Source organism: Actinoallomurus spadix (genome assembly GCF_024055725.1).
GTDB lineage: Bacteria > Actinomycetota > Actinomycetes > Streptosporangiales > Streptosporangiaceae > Actinoallomurus > Actinoallomurus spadix.
This window is the reverse complement of the sequence record NZ_JAMXMX010000008.1, coordinates 284,843-302,921: the sequence shown is the minus strand read 5'-3', so window position 1 is coordinate 302,921 and position 18,079 is coordinate 284,843. Positions and strand designations below refer to the sequence as shown.

The following is an 18,079-nucleotide window of genomic DNA, read 5'->3' as shown; positions in this document are numbered from 1 at the left end:
CGATGGCACGGGGAATCGACACCCCGGCACGATTTTTTCCGAGGAGTTCTACGACCCGATGCGCGGCAGGAGGGTGAGGGGGCCGACGTACAGCCAGGCGCCCTCCTGGAGGACGAAACGGCTGTTCTCCTCCATGTGGCCGGGGCGGTTCCGTACGACGTAGTGGGCGCGGAAGTGAACGGTGCCCTCGGTGTCGAGATAGCCGCCGCCGGTAGTGCCGAGCACCTCGAGGCGTTCCCACCGCAGCGTCTCGTCGAAGTCGATGTGCGGCGGCCGCGTCGAGGGATGCCAGGTGCGCAGAAGATAGGCCTCGTCGCCGACGCGGAAGGCGGAGTACCGCGAGCGCATCAGCCGCTCCGCGGTCGGCGCCTTCGCGTCGCCGCGGTGATAACGCCCGCAGCAGTCGTCGTACGGCGCGGGCAGGCCGCAGTGGCAGCTCGTTGCGTCCGGGCCGTCCTGAGTCATGCCGGCCATTGTGTCGCGGCGCGGACGCCGCCGCGACCGGCGCGGAGGACCGCGAGCCGCGTACGTCTCGTACTTTCGGCTGATCAGGAGCCGGGCCGTCGCTCGTACGATGGTGCGGTGCCCGGTCTCGTCCGTTCCGTGTGGCAGGAGCCTCGTCCCCCCGACCCGCCGGTGCGGGTGTGGCGGGACTGGGCGCTCGTGGGCGTGCTGGTGCCGGTCGCGGTGCTCGAAGGGGTCGTGCGGCCGGAGGTTCCATGGCGGGCGCTCTCGGTGATTCTCGCCGTCGGGCTGGCGCCGACGTTGCTGTGGCGGCGGACCCGGCCGCTGCCGGTGGTCGCGTTCGCCTTCGTCGCCTGTGCCCTGTCCGCGCTGCTGACGAGCGGGAAGCCGCCGGGGCTGTACACGATGGTGTTCTTGATCCTCCTGCCGTACGCGTTGTTCCGGTGGGGGTCCGGGCGGGAGGCCGCCGTCGGGGCGGCGATCATTCTGGGCAAGGTCCTCCTCTCGCTGGTCACCGGCGACACGGGCCTCGCCGAGACGGTCGCCGTCGTCGCCGTCCTGTCCGCGGCCATGGCCGTGGGCGGGGCGTTCCGGTACCGCGCCGGCGCGCGGATGCGCGAGCTCGACCAGGTCAAGCTGCTTGAGCGCGAACGCCTGGCGCGCGACCTGCACGACACCGTCGCCCATCACGTCTCGGCGATCGCGATCCGGGCCCAGGCGGGTCTGGCGACCGCGGCGTCGCATCCGGAGGCCGCGACCGACGCGCTTCACCTGATCGAGGCCGAGGCGTCGCGCACCCTCGCCGAGATGCGCACCATCGTCCGTGCCCTGCGTCGTGACCGGCCCGCGGAGCTGGCGCCGAGCCCGCACATCGCCGACCTCGAAGGGCTCGCGGATCAGGGCCGCGGGGGCCCGGCCGTGACGGTTCGGGTCGCGGGTGACCTCGGCGACCTTCCGCCGTCGGTCGCGGCGGCGATCTACCGGCTGGCGCAGGAGTCGGTCACCAACGCCCGGCGGCACGCCCGCCACGCCACCCGCATCGAGGTCAGCGTCGCCGCCGACGACACGTCGGTGCGCCTGTGCGTGAGCGACGACGGCGACACGGGTCTCGTGCGCCCGAACGCGTCGCCGGGTTACGGGCTCATCGGGATGAGCGAGCGCGCCGGCCTGCTCGGCGGCACCTGCGAGGCCGGCCCGGGCCCCGGCCGAGGCTGGACCGTGACCGCCGTACTGCCGCGAACCGGGTAGGTCAGATGAGCATTCGCGTGATCGTCGCCGATGACCAGGAGATCGTCCGTACCGGGCTGCGGATGATCCTCGACGCCCAGCCGGGCATCGAGGTCGTCGGTGAGGCCGCCGACGGGCGGCGAGCCGTCGAACTGGCCCGGCGGGAACGCCCGGACGTGTGCCTGTTCGACATCCGCATGCCCGGGACGGACGGCATCGAAGCGACCCGGCTTCTCGCCGGTCCGGGCGTCGAGGACCCTCTCGCGGTCGTGGTCATCACCACGTTCGACCTCGACGAGTACGTCTACGCCGCGCTCAAGGCCGGCGCCCGGGGGTTCCTGCTCAAGGACGCCGGTCCCGCCCTGCTCGCCCAGGCCGTCCACGCCGCCGCCGACGGTGACGCGCTCATCGCGCCGAGCGTCACCGCGCGACTGCTGCGGGCGTTCGCCGACACCGAGCCCGCGTCACCGGCCGTGCAACCCATCGACGCGCTCACGGACCGGGAGGAGCAGATCCTCGTCGCGGTGGCACGGGGACGGACGAACGGTGAGATCGCCGACGAGATGCACATCACTCTCAGCACGGTGAAGACGCACGTCACGAGCCTGATGACCAAGCTCGGCGTCCGGAACCGCGTCGACGTCGCCATCTGGGCGTACGAGACGAAGCGCGTCGGCAACCGGTTCGGGCCCGCCGGCGCTCCCGAACGCTGAACGCCCGGCCGAAAGTACGGCCCTTCCCTCGGCCGATCGGCCGCGCGGAGCGGGCCCTTCTCCCGATGACCGGCGCCGCCACGCAGGTCACGATCGAAGCCATGACCGGCGAGGACGCGACCGGGGCGACCCGCCCGCGCCGCCGGTCGGCCGGGACTCAGAAGGGACTTCGCCGTGACCTCCTCCCCCAGCATGCAGCGGCCCGTACACGCCAGGGCGAACCGGCTCATTCCCGCGGGGCTGATCGCGCTCAGCTTCGTTCCGGTGGTCGCGGGCATGGTCCGCGTCACGGAACTGGCCGGTGGCGCCGAGGTGACGCCGGAGAACGCCCGGTTCTTCGCCTCGCCCGTGCCCGTGGTCGTGCACATCGTCGGGGTGAGCCTGTTCAGCGTTCTGGGCGCGTTCCAGTTCGCTCCGGGTCTGCGCCGCCGCAGGCCCGGCCTGCACCGCGTCGCCGGCAGGGTCCTGGTGCCGTCCGGGCTCGCGGCGGCGCTCTCGGGTCTGTGGATGACCGTGTTCTATCCCCGCCCCGACGACGTCGGTGACCTCGTCACCGCGTTCCGGCTGGTGTTCGGATCGGCCATGGTGGTGTCACTCGTCCTCGGCTACACCACGATCCGGCGCCGGGCGTTCGCGCGGCACCGCGCCTGGATGATCCGCGGTTACGCGATCGGGTTGGGCGCGGGCACGCAGGTGCTGACGCAACTGCCCTGGATGCTGCTCGTCGGGCCGCTCGGCACGGTCAGCAAGGGAGTGCTCATGGCCCTCGCCTGGGTGATCAACGTCGCCGTCGCCGAATGGATCATCCGCAGGCGGCCTGCCGGCCCGGTTCGTACTTAGTACGACGTATATCGTACTAAGACCCTGGTCGAAGGAGAATGATCCGTGAGTGCGTTGTTCGAGCCCCTCACCCTGCGGGAGCTGACCTTCCCCAACCGCGTGTGGATGGCGCCGATGTGCCAGTACTCCGCCCCGGACGAGGGACCGGACACGGGCGTCGCGGGCGACTGGCACCTCGCGCACCTGGCCGCGCGCGCGGTGGGCGGCGCGGGCCTGATCATCACCGAGGCCACGGCGGTGAATCCGGAGGGCCGGATCAGTCCGGCCGACCTCGGTCTCTGGAACGACCGGCAGCGCGACGGGCTCGCCCGCATCGTCGCGTTCCTGCGCGCGCACGGCAGCGTGCCCGGCATCCAGCTCGCCCACGCGGGCCGCAAGGCGTCCACCGAGCGCACCTGGCGGGGCGGCGGCCCGATCGCCCCCGACGAGCCGTACGGCTGGCGGCCGGTCGCCCCGAGCCCCCAGCCGTTCACCACGGACGGCCCGGCACCGGCCGAGCTCACCCGCGAGGAGATCGGCCGCATCGTCGAGGACTTCGCGGCGGCCGCCCGGCGGGCCCTCGACGCGGGATTCCAGGTGGCGGAGGTCCACGGCGCGCACGGGTACCTCATCCACCAGTTCGCCTCGCCGCACACGAACCATCGCACCGATGAGTACGGCGGCTCGTTCGAGAACCGGATCCGGCTCGCGCTCGAGGTCGTCGACGCCGTACGCGCCGTCTGGCCCGACGAGCTCCCGCTGTTCTACCGGCTCTCGGCGACGGACTGGCTGAGCGAGAACCCCGAGGACGACCGCGAGGGCTGGACGGCGCCCGACACCGTACGGCTGGCCAAAGAGCTGCTCGCCCACGGCGTCGACCTCATCGACGTCTCCACCGGCGGCATCGCCCCCGGCGCGCGCATCACGACCGGGCCGGGCTACCAGGTGCCGTTCGCCGAGCAGATCAAGGCCGAGACGGACGTGGCGGTCGCCGCCGTCGGTGAGATCACCGAGGCCCGGCAGGCCGAGGAGATCGTCGCCGCCGGGCGCGCCGACGCGGTGCTCCTGGGACGCGAGCTGCTGCGGGACCCGTACTGGCCGAACCGCGCGGCCCGTACGCTCGGCGCCGAGCCGGCCTGGCCCGACCCGTACCACCGCGCCGTCTGAGCCGGCGGCTCAGCCGATCGGCATCGTCACGGCGATGGGCCAGGCCAGGAGCACGCCGCCGACCACGGCGGTCAGCCAGGCCGGGGCCCGGACCGCGCGCAGCGCCGCCGCCTGAACGCCCTGCCAGACGAGCAGCGCGGCGAGCAACGGCGCCACGAGGAGGACGAACGGCGGGGCCGCGCCGAGGAACACGGCCAGGCACAGGCCGGCCAGTGCCCCGCCCGTCGTCCAGGCGTGGATCGCGGTCGCGGCGCGCCGTCCGTACCCGGCGCACAGTGCCTCGACCCCGCGGAAGAACAGCGCGGCGCAGGCCGTGATCGGGATGAGCGCCCAGCCGCGCGGGCCGACCGGGACGGCGTGCGCCCAGCCGAGCTGCGCAGGTACGGCGAACGACAGCACCGTCCACACCACCAGGACCACGGCGGCCACGATCGTCGCCCGCCGCCGCGGATTCCGGCCGGCGGTGCGCCCGGCGAGCCGCCGCACCCGGCCTTCGACGCGCTCGGTGAGCCGCGGGGCCTCGTCGGCGGGGCGTTCGGTGAGCCGCGGAGTGCGACCTCCGGTGCGCCCGGTGATCCGGAGGGCGAGCAGGATCACGGCGCCGGTCACGCCGAGGTAACCGGCGAGCGGGCCCGCCACCGCGAGCGGCAGCAGGCCCCGGGGGAGTGCCGCCATGGCCGGCACGGCCACAACGACGGCGGCCGCGGGTACGCCGAGCGCGACCGGAAGCGGGACGCGGCGGCGCTCGCGGCCGGGCGCCGGCACCCGCCCGAGCAGCGCCGAGGCGATCGCGCCGAAGCTCAGCACGGCCGCCAGGTGCAGCAGCATCGCCGACGCCGCGCGCCGTACCGGGCTCAGGCCCACGCCGCCACGCATCGCCGGACGGTCGAACGCCGCGTCGAACCAGGAGGCGACCTCCCGGTGGGTCCGCGGGGCGAAGAGGACGGAGACGTGCTCGACACCGCCGACGACCACGGCGCGGCGGGCGGTCCCGGCCCGCGGATCCCCGTACGTCACGCCGGCCCGGCCACCCGGATAGGCGGCGCGCAGCGCGGCCACGGCGCCGTCGGGATACCCGGGGAACTCCAGGCCGCCGGCGAGCAGGAGCAGGTCATGCGGGCGGGAGGCGGAGCCGGGCAACGTCATCGAGCCCTGGGAGATCGCCACTGTGGCGCGGACGTCCGGGTGCGCGGCGGCGTACCGCAGGACCGCGGCGGCGCCCATCGAGTGACCGAGCAGCCCGATCCGCCCGGGGTCCACCCACGGCAGGGCGCGCAGGTGGCCGACGGCGGCGTCCAGGTCGTGGCCGAGGCGCGCCTCGGCGGCCGGCCCTTCCCCCATGCCCGGCAGCCGCTCGGTGTCGGCACCGTGTCCGGCGAGATCGACCAGTTCGACCGCGTAACCGCGGCGCGCCAGCGTGTCCGCGAAACCGCGCATGAGCTGCCTGCTCGCGCTCAGGCCGTGCGCGACGACGACGCCGGGCAGCCGGCCGGTCGTCCGCGCGGGGCGGACCACCTCGACGGGGACGCCGGCCACGACGGCGGACCGGCGATCGAGGCCGTGATCCGCGGTGACCAGGCCCAGGACCCCGGCCGCCGCGGCCGCGAGGGCCAGGAGCAGCGCGATCAGCCTCCGCCGGGCCGGTCGGTCCGGCCCGGCCGTCCGGGGGTCCGGCACCGTCCGTGCGTCGAGGTTCAAAGTCCTTCTCCTGCCGATCGGTCCCACCGCGGCCCCCGTCGGGGAGTTGTGACGCGCCCGGGGAGGACGAGGTTCGGCGCGTTCGGAATCCACACCGTCTTGCATACCGATGCATTGGCGTGCATACTTGTGCTCATGTCCAAGGTGCTGACCTCCCTGCCTGTCGGCGAACGCGTCGGGATCGCCTTCTCCGGCGGCCTCGACACTTCGGTAGCGGTCGCGTGGATGCGCGAGAAGGGTGCGGTCCCGTGCACCTACACCGCTGACATCGGCCAGTACGACGAGCCCGACATCGCCTCGGTGCCCGGGCGCGCCACCGCGTACGGCGCGGAGGTCGCCCGGCTGATCGACTGCCGGGCCGCCCTGGTCGAAGAGGGCCTGGCGGCCCTGGCCTGCGGGGCCTTCCACATCCGCTCCGGCGGCCGCACGTACTTCAACACCACCCCGCTCGGACGCGCCGTCGCCGGCACGCTCCTCGTGCGGGCGATGCTCGAGGACGACGTCCAGATCTGGGGCGACGGCTCCACCTTCAAGGGCAACGACATCGAGCGGTTCTACCGGTACGGCCTGCTCGCCAACCCCTCCCTGCGGATCTACAAGCCCTGGCTCGACGCGCAGTTCGTCAACGAGCTCGGCGGCCGCAAGGAGATGTCCGAGTGGCTGCTCGCCCACGGGCTGCCCTACCGGGACAGCACGGAGAAGGCCTACTCCACCGACGCGAACATCTGGGGCGCGACCCACGAGGCCAAGTCGCTGGAGCACCTGGACGCCGGCATCGAGATCGTCGAGCCGATCATGGGTGTGCGCTTCTGGGACCCCGAGGTCGAGATCCTCGCCGAGGACGTCACGATCGGCTTCGAGGCCGGGCGGCCGGTCACGATCAACGGCAAGGAGTTCGGCTCCGCCGTCGACCTCGTGCTGGAGGCCAACGCCATCGGCGGCCGGCACGGCCTGGGCATGTCCGACCAGATCGAGAACCGCATCATCGAGGCCAAGAGCCGGGGCGTCTACGAGGCGCCCGGGATGGCGCTGCTGCACGCCGCCTACGAGCGGCTGGTCAACGCCATCCACAACGAGGACACCCTCGCCAGTTACCACAACGAGGGCCGCAAGCTGGGCCGGCTGATGTACGAAGGCCGCTGGCTGGACCCGCAGGCGCTGATGCTGCGCGAGTCGCTGCAGCGCTGGGTCGGCACGGCCGTCACCGGCGAGGTCACCCTGCGGCTGCGGCGCGGCGAGGACTACTCCATCCTGGACACCTCAGGGCCGGCGTTCAGCTACCACCCGGACAAGCTGTCCATGGAGCGGACCGAGGACGCCGCGTTCGGGCCCGTCGACCGGATCGGCCAGCTCACGATGCGGAACCTCGACATCGCCGACTCCCGGGCCAAGCTCGAGCAGTACGCCGCGCTGGGCATGGTCGGCAGCAACCGCCCGCACCCGACCCTGATCGGAGCCGAGCAGGCGGCCTCGACCGGGCTGATCGGCGCGATGGCCGAGGGCGGCGCCGAGGCGATCGCCTCCCGCGGTCCGAGCGGCCGGGGACAGACCATTTCCGCCGACGATGAGCTTCTCGACCACGCGGCGATGGAGTCCGGCACCGACTGACCGGCCCGCCGTCCCGGCCGTGAGGCGGTCGCCGGGCTCACCCTGAGCGGCGCTCCGGCCGGGACGCGGTCTTCTGGCTCCGCCCCGGCTGGCGCTCCGGCCGGAAGACGGTTCCGCGACCCGGTTCCGGCTGGCGCTCCGGCCGGGACGCGGTCGCCGGGTCGAATTCCGGCCGAAGTTCCGGGCCCTCCCGGCGGGTCGCCCGTCAGGCGTCCGCGACGATGATGTAGAAGGTCACGGCGGCGAGGAACGGGCCGCTCCGGAGATGGTCCAGCCAGCGTCGCGCGTCCTCCTCGGCGAGGTACCCGGCGGCGACGGCGCGCCCGGTGGTGCGCTCCAGCCCGAGCACCCGGTCGGCCGCCCGCACGTCCCGGAAGACCGGCGTGACGGGAAGGACCGCCGGCACGGAGAAGCCGGCGTCGGCGGCGAGCCGGGCGAGCTGCCGGCCGATGCTCGCGTTGCGGATCACCTCGTCGGCGACGTGGCGGGTGTAGGCGCGCGACAGGTCGCCGTCCGGGTGATCGATGGCCAGGGTCTCCCAGTCGGGCTCGCCCATGACCAGCCGCCCGCCGGGCCGCAGCACCCGGCGTATCTCGCCGAGCGCCCGGACGGGGTCGGCGACGTGCTGCAGGACGCGGTCCGTACGGGCCCGGTCGGCGACGTCGTCCGTCAGTGGCAGGTCGTGGACGTCGCCGAGGCGTACCTCCACGGAGGCCCGGCCGGCGGTGCGCTCCCGCGCGGTGTCGACCATGCGCTGCTCGAGGTCGACGCCGACCACCTCGCCGCCGGGACCGACCGCGTCGGCGAGCGAATCCAGGTCGGTCCCCGGACCGCAGCCGAGGTCCAGCACCGTCTGGCCGGCGCGTACGTCCAGTTCCTCCAGCATGAGCCGCTTGTACGAGCGGCCGAGCCCGGTCGCGGCGAGCCGGTCGAGGTAGGCGATCTGGTCCGGCCTGGTCGTCTCGAACGCTGATGAGGTCACGATCACAGTGAACCAGAGGCGGCTCGGCGCGGCACCGATCGTCCTGGGGATCGCCTCGGCCGTGAGCGGGATCCGGTTCAGCGTCTCCGTCTGGCGGGCGGGGCGGTGCTTCCCCCCGGGCATCGCGCCTTCCGGCCCTCGCTCACTCGGCTCCCGCGGCGATCTGTACGAACCGGGCGACCGCCGACAGGTCGCGGAAGCGGAGGTACGCCATCGGCCCGTCGCGCCGCTGATCGGCCTCCGGCCGATACAGCTGAACGCAGGACCGGAGCGCGGCCACCCGCCGGCCGTACGGCAGGGTCGTGTCACGCACCTTCCGCGCGTGGACCCCGAAGCTCATCGGCTCAACCGGCGGGGAAGTGCTCGACCGTCACCGCGAACTCCCGCGGAGCGGTGACCCAGGGGAAATGGGCTCCCGGCACCGTGGCACTCCGCCCCTCGGGGAAGAGCGCGGCGTACGCGGCCGCCTGGGCGGGAGCGGGGGCCGGGTCGTTCTCCCCGGAGATCACGAGGACGGGTGCCGGAAGCCCCTTGAGAGCCGTACGGGTGGCGGCCGGGTCGAACGCGCGCGCGCCGAAGAAGCCCCTGGCCGCCGCGGGTACCCGCGGGTACGAACGGGCGTGCGCCTCGGCCGCCCGATCCCAGGGGCTGTAGAAGAACGGCCGGGCGGCGAGGTAGGTCTCCTGGCGTTCGTCACCGGACTCCCACGCCTCCAGCGCGGCGAACGCCTCCTCGTACCAGGGCTCGGCCGACCGGCGGCGGATCTCGGCCAGGTCGTCTCGAACGCCGATGAAGCCATGATCACCAGTCAACCGGCGGTCCGTCCCGTCAGGTACCGCTGCGCGGTTTGTCCGCCCGGCCTCGTACGGCTTCCGCGCGGGTCACCGTGGCGCCGTACAGGGCCGACGTCCAGGCGTTCGTCAGGGTGTCGATGAGGACCCGCTCGTCGTCGAAGGGGGGGACGCCGGCCGCGGCCAGGTAGTAGAGGCGCTCGCCCATCCAGGTCAGGGAGGCGGCCACCGCGCGCACATCCATCGAGCCGAGCCGTTCGCGGGCGTGCGGATCGGCGTTGATCCGCGCGGCGGCGGCCTCGGTGAAGGTGTCCATCTGCTCGAGCCAGAGGTCCCGCAGTCCCTCGTCCGATCCCCAGCTCTCCACGATCGCCATGAGCACGCCCGCGTTCTCGCGCCAGAGCCGGGCGCCGTCGCTCACGCCCGCCCGCAGCGCGGCGATCGGGTCCTTCTCCTGGGCGATCCAGGGGCGTGCCGCCTGCTGCCCCTGCGCGACCGCGTCGCGCACCAGCTCGCCGAGCACGGCCTGCTTGCTCGGGAAGTAGAAGTAGAAGCTGGCCCGGGAGACCCCGGCGGCGGCCAGGACGTCGGCGACGCTGAGGTCGTCGAAGCGACGTCCGCGGAGCAGCTCGCGCGTCGCGGACAGGATGCGTTCGCGCAGCTCCGCGGGGGTCGGCTGGGGCCCGGATCGGCGGGCGGAGGGCGCGGTCCGCTTGGCAGGCATGCCGTCCATCCTAACGACCGTGGACATAGTGTATGGACTTGATGTCCATACACTATGTATGGTCTCCTCGTGACTCAGATAGCGATCCACCTCGTCGTCACCGATCCGGACCAGGCCGCCACCTGGTATGCCGACGCCCTCGGCGCGCGGGAGACGAGCCGGCTGACTCTGCCCGACGGCCGTACGCTCACGGTCGAACTCCTCCTCGGGGACACCGCCCTGGCGGTCGCCGGCGAACTGCCCGACCTGGGGATGCGCGCACCCGCCGCTCTCGGCGGCACCTCCGCCGCCCTGCACGTACGGGTCCCGGACGTCGACGCGGCCTGGGCGCGGGCGATGGAGGCCGGAGCCACGGTCTTCGAGCCCGTGCACGACGCCTTCTGGGGGGACCGCACCGGCCAGCTGCTGGATCCCTTCGGGCACCGCTGGGCGCTGGACCAGCACGTACGGGACGTGCCGCAGGAGGAGATCGCCGCCCGCGCGGCGGAGCTGTTCGACGGCTCGGTGACGGCGTGAGGTACCGCACCTTGGGCGGCAGCGGCCTGCGCGTCCCCGAACTGATCCTCGGCGCGATGACCTTCGGCGAGCAGGGCGGGGTCGGCGCGCCACTGCCGGAGTGCCGCCGGATGCTGGACCTATACGCCGAGGCCGGCGGCAACATGATCGACACCGCGGTCAACTATCGCGGCGGCGCCAGCGAGGACTTCCTCGGGGAGCTGCTGCGCGGCCGGCGAGAGTCGTTCGTGCTGGGCACGAAGTACTCCGTGTCCCGGGACCCCGCCGACCCGAACGCCGCCGGCAACCACCGCAAGAACCTGCGCGCGTCCGCGCGGCGGTCGGGCCGGTACACCCGGAACGAACTGCTCGCCCTCGGCTACAACGCGGGCCCGGGGAACACGCTGGCGTTCGCCCGGGGCGCCCGGCCGGGGTCGGTCGCCCAGTCCTACCTCGACCGGCTCCGCCAGAACTGGCCCGTGGCCGGGCGCGCCCTTCAGAGCCGGTAGCGAGCGTCGCCGCGGCATCGTGGGTGCTGAACGGTGTCCGCGGCGATCTGTACGAACCATGCGACCGTCAAGAGGCCGCGGTAGCGGAAATGCGCCGCCTGCTCATCACGCCACCGGTCGGGTTCCATATCCGTGGCCGCCGGAGGAGTGTCTTCCTCCTCCGGCGGGTCCGGGTCAGCCGACGACCGTGCAGGTCGCCGTGGCCTTCTTCGTGGGGTCGCTCTCCGACGTGGCGGTCAGCCGGATCCGCCCGGCGTGGGCCGCGCCCGCATTCCGTTTCGCGTACACCTGCACCGTCGTGCGCCCGCCGGCCTTCGCCGTGGCCAGGGCGTTCGGCAGCCAGGCCGTCCAGCCCCCGCCCACCGCGGTCGCGGACAGCCGGTAGACGTCGGAACTCCCATACGTGCCGGTACCGGCCGCGCCGGTGTTGCGCAGCGGCAGCGCGCACCGGGCCCAGCCGCGCTGCGGAGCCGCGACACCGACGCCCGGCGACAGGCGCACGCCCCGCCGCTGAGCCCCGGAACCGTCCAGCGACCGGACCGCGACCGTGTACGACAGGACGCCGGCCTTGTCGCGCCTGATATCGAGCACGTAGAAGTGCAGGCGGTTCGCCTGGTCGACGTATTCGTACTGGCTGCCCGAGCCGGTGCCCGCGTGGAACAGCGCGTCCGACAGCTGCCGGTAGTCGCCGATCGTCATCTTCTGCGGCGTGCCGTTCGGCAGGACGAAGTCGACCTTGTCGATGTCCTCCGGGTGGGCGTCGACCGTCCAGATGAACGGGGCCGCGTCGCGGTTCTTGGTCTTGGCGAGCAGGACGCCGCTGTCCGGCGTGAACGAGTCGTAGCCCATGCGGTCGACGACCTCGAGGGTGTAGTTGTCGTAACCGCCGCCGTCACACAGCGGATCGGCCGACACCGAGCAGGCCGGCTCGTGATCCCCGCCGCTCAGCGGCAGGTTGATCCCGGACAGCTCCCCGGACCCCGGCTGGACCTCCCGGGCCTTCACCGTGGCCACCACGATCCCCGACCCGGTCAGGCCGTCCCGGGAGAGGCTGAGGACGTTGGACGGGTCGACGATGCCGAGCTTCACCTTGTTGCGCAGCATGTGCTGGGCGCCCATCGAACTGCCCGCGGTGCCGGGGACGAGCCAGCGGCTGTGCGGGCCGCCCGGACCGTTGAACGTCCCCCGGCTCAGCATCTCCCACGGGCCGGAGTAGTCACGGCGGGCCGGGACGGAGTACGGGTTGTTGTAGTTGTCGCCGATGCCCAGGATGTGGCTGAACTCGTGGGCGTAGGTCCCCATCCCGGAGCTCTCCGCCTGAATCGAGCTCCCAGAGGCGGCGTTCGGCCAGATGTTCGCCGACGCCTGCCAGGACGTCCAGTCGACGTAACGGGTCTTGTTCCAGTTCGGCAGCGCCGGGTCCGGCGGCCCCCAGTCGTCGGTGACGTCCTGGGGCGTCGTGAACTTCATCTGCCCGAACTCCTGCCAGGTGGACGACTCGTCCTGCCCGGCGCTGAGGAAGAACACGAAGTCGTACTGCGCGGCGACCTGCTCCCCGACGTCGGCGATCCACGCCGCCCGGGCGTCCTTGCGGAAGTCGCGGTCGCACGTGTCGCCCGCCGGGCAGCCCTGGTCGCCCTGGAAGTCCGACTCGATCCCGTACTCGTGGCTCTTGGCGGGCATCCGGTACGGGCCGAACCCCTTCAGATCAATGCCGTACCGACCACCCGAGTCCTCCATCCAGTACTCGTGGATGGTGTGGCCCCGGTTGAGCTGCCCCGGCGTGTTGAGGAAGTCCTGGTAGAACCGCGGCACCTGGTCGCGTGGCACGTCGCTCACCGAGGTCGGGTTGCCGTAGATCGTGGAGTTCTTCGGCTGGGAGACGATGAAGGACTGGTCCGGGTAGTCGACCAGGACCAGGGCGCCCTTGAAGTTCTTGATCGAGCCCTTGCGCGCCGGGTCGTTCCAGTGCGTGTTCGGGACGGCCTTGTAGTCGTCCCAGGTCATGGTGTCCGGCAGTTCGTAGTTCTGCGGGTCGATCGGGCGGGGCGCGTCCTGGGCGTACGCGTGCCGCGGCTGTGCCTGCTGCCACGGCTGCGTCCGCGGCCAGTGCCGCATCTGCCAGGGGTTCGGGGTCGGCTTCGGCGGTTTCGCGACCGCGGCCGTCGCGGCCGTGCCGGACAGCAGCAGCACCGCCGTGCAGAGCATCGAACACGCCGCCATCCAGGCGCCGAACACTCTGCGGGGCCGCCTCGCGTCGGCGAACCCTACGGATTCACGCATGACATGTCCCTTTCGCGGGGGCAAGAGTCCACGTCACCGGTTCACTCCGGTAAGAGGGGAGGGGCTGATCGGGGGGAGTGGATCGGACAGTCGATGATCTCCCGCGCCCCCGGTCCGCGCCAGGGACCGAGCCCCGGACGCGCGGGATTGGCGGGAAGCGGCCAGGCATGGCACACGGGCCGATCACCGGGGGCCGGCGGCGTACGATCCGGTCGTGGTCGCCTACGACGTCTTCCTCGCCGACTGCCCGGCCCGGACCACCCTGGAGCTGGTCTCCGACACCTGGTCGGTGGTCGTCGTGATCGCCCTCGGCCGTGGTCCGGCCCGCTATTCCGAACTCCGCGAGAAGGTCGGCGGCATCAGCAAGAAGATGCTGACGCAGACGCTCCGCAGGCTCGGGGAGAACGGCCTGGTCGAGCGGCGCGCCCTCGCCACGGCGCCGCCCGGGGCGGAGTACCGCCTCACCGACCTCGGCCGCAGCCTCCTCGAACCCCTCTGTGCGCTGTCCCGGTGGGCCGAGGACAACACCGGCGCCCTCCTCGACGCCCGCGCCGCCGCCACCGCCCGCCCGGCATAGATCACCCCCGCCGCACCCGCCCAGCGGGGGTGCACCGCCCGCCGCACCCGCCCGCCGCCCGCCGTGGGGCACCGTTCGGTTCCCCACGGCCTCCTAGCGTTCCCCGCAGTGCTTCGACGTGACAGGAGGACTGCGATGAAGATCGGTGTACTCGGAGCCGGGAGGATGGCCGAGGCGCTGGTGCCCGGCTGGGTACGCGCAGGGCACGAGGTCCTGATCGGCGGCCGTACCCCGGCCAAGGCCGAGGACCTCGCCCAGCGGGTCGGCGCAAAGGCGGGCACCCTGCGAGAGGCGGCGGAGTTCGGGGACGCGGTGTTGCTCGCCGTGCTCCTCGCGGGACTGGAGGAGACGCTGGTGGCGGCGGGCGGCCCGGAGGGGGCGCTGGCCGGTAAGACGATCATCGACTGCGGTAACGCCGTCGACCTCTCGGACTTCTCACAGATCACCTTCCATGGCGGGACGTCGATGGCCGAGGAGGTGGCCCGCCTGGCGCCCGGCGCTCACGTGGTGAAGGCGTTCAACCAGGCGCACGGCGACGTCTGGAAGAAGCGTCCCCTGTCCTTCGACGGCCGTCCGTTCACCGTGCCGATCGCCGGCGACGAGGGAGGCAAGGCCGCGGCGCGCGCCTTGATCAACGACCTCGGCGCGGAGGCCCTGGACGCCGGTGACCTGACGCAGGCCCGTCACCTGGAGGCCATGGCGATCATCGTGATCCGCCTGCTCTTCTCGGGCTACGACCCGATGTCGGTCTTCACCTTCACCGGCCGCGGCGCCACCGGGCAGCCGGACTCCTCCCGCTGAGCCCGTTCCCGCCAAGCCCGGGCCGCTGTGGTGCTCTGCTGTGGCTTACCGATCGCTCGACTTGTCCTCGGTGACCGGATGGTCGGGGACGGGCCAGATGTACGGCAGGTCGTCGGGGACGTCCGGGAAGAACTGGGCGTAGTGCGCCGGGTCCTTGCGGAGCAGCGAGGACTGGTGGCTGCGGTGGAATTCCGGATCGCCCAGCCAGGGCGGCAGGGCTCCGGCCTCGGCCAGTTCGGCCTGGTCGCGGGCCGTGGGGATGAGCCTCGCCTCGCGCAGTTCGGTGCTCAGGCTGGCGGCGCAGGTGTCCCGGCGGCCGGTGCTGCACCACTCGCGGCAGATCGCCAGGCCGTAGCAGGTCAGCGCCTCCTCGTAGCCGGCCCACATCCGGACCGCGGGGTGGTGCCGCCAGCCGTAGCCGGGAATGGTCAGCCCCCGCAGCACCTGCAGCGCCTCGACCCGCTGTTTCCCGAGGCGGCGCTGGTCGAGGACACGCGCCGTCGCGGCGAAGTCCGCGTAGGGAAGGAAGGTCTGCATCACGTCCCCCGGATCGTGCCGGCAGCGGAACACCGGCTCGTCCCCGTCCCCTACCCGAACGAGGGCCGACCGCTCATCGCCGTACGAAATGCGCGGGGAACCGGGCGCCAGCGCACGGGCTGCGCCGACGACCGGTCGACCTCGTGCGGGTAGGCGCTGACGTCGATGCCGGGGATGAGGCCCTTCGGCCGGGACGCCGGGCGTACGCCTATCGCCCGTTTCCGGCCGGGGCGTTGCCTTCGCCGGAGGTCGCCCTGGTCGCGGCCGCCGGCCACTGATCGGCCCGCATGCGGTACAGGACGTGGGGCCGGAGCGGATGGCCTTCGGCGACGAAGGGATGGTCGAAGTCGCCGGCGGCGTCGTGCGTCATGCCGATGCGCCGCATCACGGCCTGGGAGCGCAGGTTCGGGCGCGCGGTGAAGGAGACGACCTCGGGGAGCCGGAGGTCCTCGAAGGCGAACGTGAGGGCGCGCCGCGCGGCCTCACTGGCGTACCCGTGGCCCCACGCGGGCCGCGCCAGCCGCCAGGCGATCTCGACGGTGGGGGTGAAGTGCGCGTCGAAGCGCGGCACCCACAGCCCGGTGAAGCCGATGAACCGGCCCGTGGCGGCCACCTCCAGGGCCCAGTGCCCGAAGCCCCGCTCGTCGAAGACCTCCTCGATCCGGTCGACGAACGCGTCGCTCCGCGCCCGGTCCCAGGTCTCGGGGAAGTGTTCCATGACCTCCGGGTCGGCGTTCAGGGCGGCGAACGGTTCGCGGTCGGAGTCCCGCCATCGCCGGAGGATGAGGCGTTCGGTCGTCAGTACGGCAGAGTCGGGCATTCACCGGACCCTACCGGCGGCGGGCGCGAAATGGCGGGCGCGAAAAAGGGGCCCTCGGATCGAGGGCCCCTTCTCCGTGGAGGGTGTTACTTGACGACCTCGGCGTGGGCGGACGCCGCGGTCTTCGCGGTGGACGCCGGCGGGGTCGGGTCACCGAGCTGCGCGACGTGCACGGTGTCCTGCTTGGGCAGCGTGCCGTTCAGGAAGTAGTCGTCGAAGTAGGCGTCGACGGCCGAGGCGCCGCGGTGCACGATGCAGTGCGTGCGGTCGCCGTCCTGCACGACGAGGTGCGAGCCCCGGAGGACCTTGTGGAGCTCGAGGGCGCCGGCGTACGGCGTGGCCGCGTCGTCGGTGGCCTGGAACATCAGGATGTTCTTCGGCAGGTCCCGGGTCTGGCCGACCTTGACCGGCTTGCCGGCCTTGGCGCCCCAGTACAGGCAGGGGGCGTTGAACCAGACGTTGCCCCAGGTCTCGAACGGCGCGGTGCGGTTGACCCGCACGGCGTCGGCGTGCCACTTGGCCCAGCTCAGCGGCCACTGGGTGTCGGTGCACTGGACGGCGTTGTAGACGGCGAACTCGTTGTCGTCGCTGCCGCCGGTGGTCTGAACGCCGAAGGTGTCGACGAAGGCCGCGACGTCACCCGTCTTGTAGGCGGACAGCCCGGCCGCGTAGGCGTTCCAGACGGCCTGGCTGCGCCGGTACGCCGCGCTCTGGATGCCGTCGACGAGCTCGTCCGGGCCGACCGCGGCGCCCTGGTAGGCCACGGCCTTGCCGGTGAGGGTGTCCTCCAGGCCGTAGAAGAAGTCGTGGACCTTCTTCTGGGTGTTGCCCAGGTGGTACACGTTGTCGTACTTGGCGATCCAGCCGAAGTAGTACTCGATGTTCTTGTCGAACGCGCGGTCCTGGTCGAGCTGGGCCTCGTACCAGACGTGCTTGGGGTTGACGTTCCCGTCGAGGACCATCCGGCCGACGCGCTTCGGGAAGACCGTCGCGTACACCTGGCCGAGGTAGGTGCCGTACGAGGCGCCGTAGTAGTCGAGCTTCTTGTTGCCCAGCGCCTTGCGGATCGTGTCCATGTCACGAACCGAGTCGATGGTCTTGATGTGGTCCATCAGGTCCAGCTTGGAACCCGGGCCCCACTTCGCGGCGCACGCCTGGGCGTAGGCCTTGCTCTTGGCCAGCCAGGCCGCGTCGGTGACCTTGCCGCCCGTGCCGTACGCGGGACGCGGCGCGTTGGTGTAGTCCTCGTCGCAGGTCATCTTGGGGGTGCTGAACCCGATGCCGCGCGGGTCGAAGCCGATGACGTTGTAGGCCTTCTGCATCGCGGCGGAGTTCTGCGCGTACACGCGCGGGCCGAACAGCGCGCCCTCGCCGCCCGGACCACCCGGGTTGACCACGATGTCGCCCTTGGCCGGGCCCGAGCCCTGGTGGGGCGTACGGGTCAGCTCAAGGGTGATCTTCTGCCCGTTCGGGTGGGCGTAGTCCAGCGGGACCTGCAGCTCGGCGCACTGGATGATCGTGGACACCTTGACCGGGCCGAGGGCGTCGTACGCCTTCGCTCCTTTCACGATGTCCGTCTGGCAGGCGTGCCAGTTCAGGCTCGCCGGGTGGAAGGCAGCGGACGTGTCCGTGGCCGCGGACGCGCTTGTGGCGCCAATAAGGCCGAGCCCGGTCATGCCGAGCCCGGCCGTCGCGGCGACGACGACAAGCTTCTTCACGAGACCCCTTTCGGGCCGGGCGGGGAGGAGGGGAGCCCGGCCGGTGGTGAACAAGGGCAGATTGTGGTTATGGACAATCGGGGACATAAGGGCCAAAGTTAGAAATTTGCCAAAACGTAACACATGGCAGTGGATGCTCACGCCA

At 72.3% G+C, this 18,079-nt stretch carries 19 protein-coding genes; 9 read left to right on the top strand and 10 right to left on the bottom strand.

The annotated features are described in order from the left end of the window. Positions 1–48: 48 nt before the first annotated feature. Positions 49–465, bottom strand: a complete 417-nt coding sequence (locus tag NE235_RS14770) for a YchJ family protein (RefSeq protein WP_252802989.1) — start codon at positions 463–465, stop codon at positions 49–51. A gap of 117 nt (positions 466–582) precedes the next feature. Between NE235_RS14770 and NE235_RS14765 the strand changes: the two genes are divergently transcribed. From NE235_RS14765 to NE235_RS14750, 4 genes are all read left to right on the top strand, one after another. Beyond that, entirely contained in the window at positions 583–1,713 is a 1,131-nt protein-coding gene (locus NE235_RS14765; protein ID WP_252802987.1) for a sensor histidine kinase, read from the top strand. Between the two features lie 5 nt (positions 1,714–1,718). Continuing rightward, the gene (locus NE235_RS14760; RefSeq protein WP_252802985.1) at positions 1,719–2,405 is read left to right on the top strand and encodes a response regulator; all 687 of its coding nucleotides are present in this window, start codon (positions 1,719–1,721) and stop codon (positions 2,403–2,405) included. A 174-nt stretch (positions 2,406–2,579) separates the two neighbouring features. Next, on the top strand, positions 2,580–3,245 hold the full coding sequence (locus tag NE235_RS14755) for a DUF2306 domain-containing protein (protein WP_252802983.1): 666 nt from the start codon (positions 2,580–2,582) through the stop codon (positions 3,243–3,245). Between the two features lie 45 nt (positions 3,246–3,290). Continuing rightward, complete coding sequence (locus NE235_RS14750; RefSeq protein WP_252802981.1) at positions 3,291–4,391, top strand: NADH:flavin oxidoreductase/NADH oxidase; 1,101 nt, start codon at positions 3,291–3,293, stop codon at positions 4,389–4,391. Positions 4,392–4,400: 9 nt separating this feature from the next. Here the strand turns inward: NE235_RS14750 and NE235_RS14745 are convergent, their stop codons facing one another. Then, positions 4,401–6,089 (bottom strand): dienelactone hydrolase family protein, encoded by a 1,689-nt coding sequence (locus tag NE235_RS14745; protein ID WP_252802980.1) that lies wholly within the window; start codon positions 6,087–6,089, stop codon positions 4,401–4,403. A gap of 135 nt (positions 6,090–6,224) precedes the next feature. On the opposite strand from NE235_RS14745, the gene argG reads away from it, so the two are divergent. Further along, entirely contained in the window at positions 6,225–7,697 is a 1,473-nt protein-coding gene (gene argG, locus NE235_RS14740) for an argininosuccinate synthase (protein ID WP_252802978.1), read from the top strand. A 205-nt stretch (positions 7,698–7,902) separates the two neighbouring features. On the opposite strand, the gene NE235_RS14735 is transcribed toward argG, so the two are convergent. The 4 genes from NE235_RS14735 to NE235_RS14720 are packed head-to-tail and all read right to left on the bottom strand — an operon-like array spanning position 7,903 to position 10,194. After that, the gene (locus NE235_RS14735; RefSeq protein ID WP_252802976.1) at positions 7,903–8,802 is read right to left on the bottom strand and encodes a methyltransferase domain-containing protein; all 900 of its coding nucleotides are present in this window, start codon (positions 8,800–8,802) and stop codon (positions 7,903–7,905) included. 19 nt (positions 8,803–8,821) lie between these two features. Further along, positions 8,822–9,019 (bottom strand): hypothetical protein, encoded by a 198-nt coding sequence (locus NE235_RS14730; protein WP_252802974.1) that lies wholly within the window; start codon positions 9,017–9,019, stop codon positions 8,822–8,824. A gap of 4 nt (positions 9,020–9,023) precedes the next feature. Continuing rightward, positions 9,024–9,491, bottom strand: a complete 468-nt coding sequence (locus NE235_RS14725; RefSeq protein WP_252802972.1) for an alpha/beta fold hydrolase — start codon at positions 9,489–9,491, stop codon at positions 9,024–9,026. 16 nt (positions 9,492–9,507) lie between these two features. Continuing rightward, positions 9,508–10,194, bottom strand: coding sequence for a TetR/AcrR family transcriptional regulator (locus NE235_RS14720; RefSeq protein ID WP_252802970.1), 687 nt, complete (start codon positions 10,192–10,194; stop codon positions 9,508–9,510). A 69-nt stretch (positions 10,195–10,263) separates the two neighbouring features. Between NE235_RS14720 and NE235_RS14715 the strand changes: the two genes are divergently transcribed. After that, positions 10,264–10,710, top strand: a complete 447-nt coding sequence (locus NE235_RS14715) for a VOC family protein (RefSeq protein ID WP_252802968.1) — start codon at positions 10,264–10,266, stop codon at positions 10,708–10,710. Continuing rightward, a complete protein-coding gene (locus tag NE235_RS38155) occupies positions 10,707–11,198 on the top strand; it encodes an aldo/keto reductase (RefSeq protein WP_308206080.1) in 492 nt (163 codons plus the stop codon). The genes NE235_RS14715 and NE235_RS38155 overlap by 4 nt, the downstream gene beginning before the upstream one ends. 174 nt (positions 11,199–11,372) lie before the next feature. Here the strand turns inward: NE235_RS38155 and NE235_RS14705 are convergent, their stop codons facing one another. Next, positions 11,373–13,481, bottom strand: a complete 2,109-nt coding sequence (locus NE235_RS14705; RefSeq protein WP_252802966.1) for a M6 family metalloprotease domain-containing protein — start codon at positions 13,479–13,481, stop codon at positions 11,373–11,375. Between the two features lie 214 nt (positions 13,482–13,695). On the opposite strand from NE235_RS14705, the gene NE235_RS14700 reads away from it, so the two are divergent. After that, entirely contained in the window at positions 13,696–14,058 is a 363-nt protein-coding gene (locus NE235_RS14700; RefSeq protein WP_252802964.1) for a winged helix-turn-helix transcriptional regulator, read from the top strand. Between the two features lie 135 nt (positions 14,059–14,193). Next, positions 14,194–14,859 carry an NADPH-dependent F420 reductase gene (locus NE235_RS14695; protein WP_252802962.1) on the top strand — a complete coding sequence of 222 codons (666 nt, stop codon included), beginning with the start codon at positions 14,194–14,196 and terminating at the stop codon, positions 14,857–14,859. Positions 14,860–14,904: 45 nt separating this feature from the next. On the opposite strand, the gene NE235_RS14690 is transcribed toward NE235_RS14695, so the two are convergent. From NE235_RS14690 to NE235_RS14680, 3 genes are all read right to left on the bottom strand, one after another. Next, positions 14,905–15,396: an MSMEG_6728 family protein gene (locus tag NE235_RS14690; protein ID WP_252803154.1), complete on the bottom strand. Its 492-nt coding sequence runs from the start codon at positions 15,394–15,396 to the stop codon at positions 14,905–14,907. 208 nt (positions 15,397–15,604) lie between these two features. After that, positions 15,605–16,216: a GNAT family N-acetyltransferase gene (locus tag NE235_RS14685; RefSeq protein WP_252802960.1), complete on the bottom strand. Its 612-nt coding sequence runs from the start codon at positions 16,214–16,216 to the stop codon at positions 15,605–15,607. Between the two features lie 86 nt (positions 16,217–16,302). Further along, positions 16,303–17,934 (bottom strand): alpha/beta hydrolase, encoded by a 1,632-nt coding sequence (locus tag NE235_RS14680; protein ID WP_252802958.1) that lies wholly within the window; start codon positions 17,932–17,934, stop codon positions 16,303–16,305. Positions 17,935–18,079 lie beyond the last annotated feature (145 nt).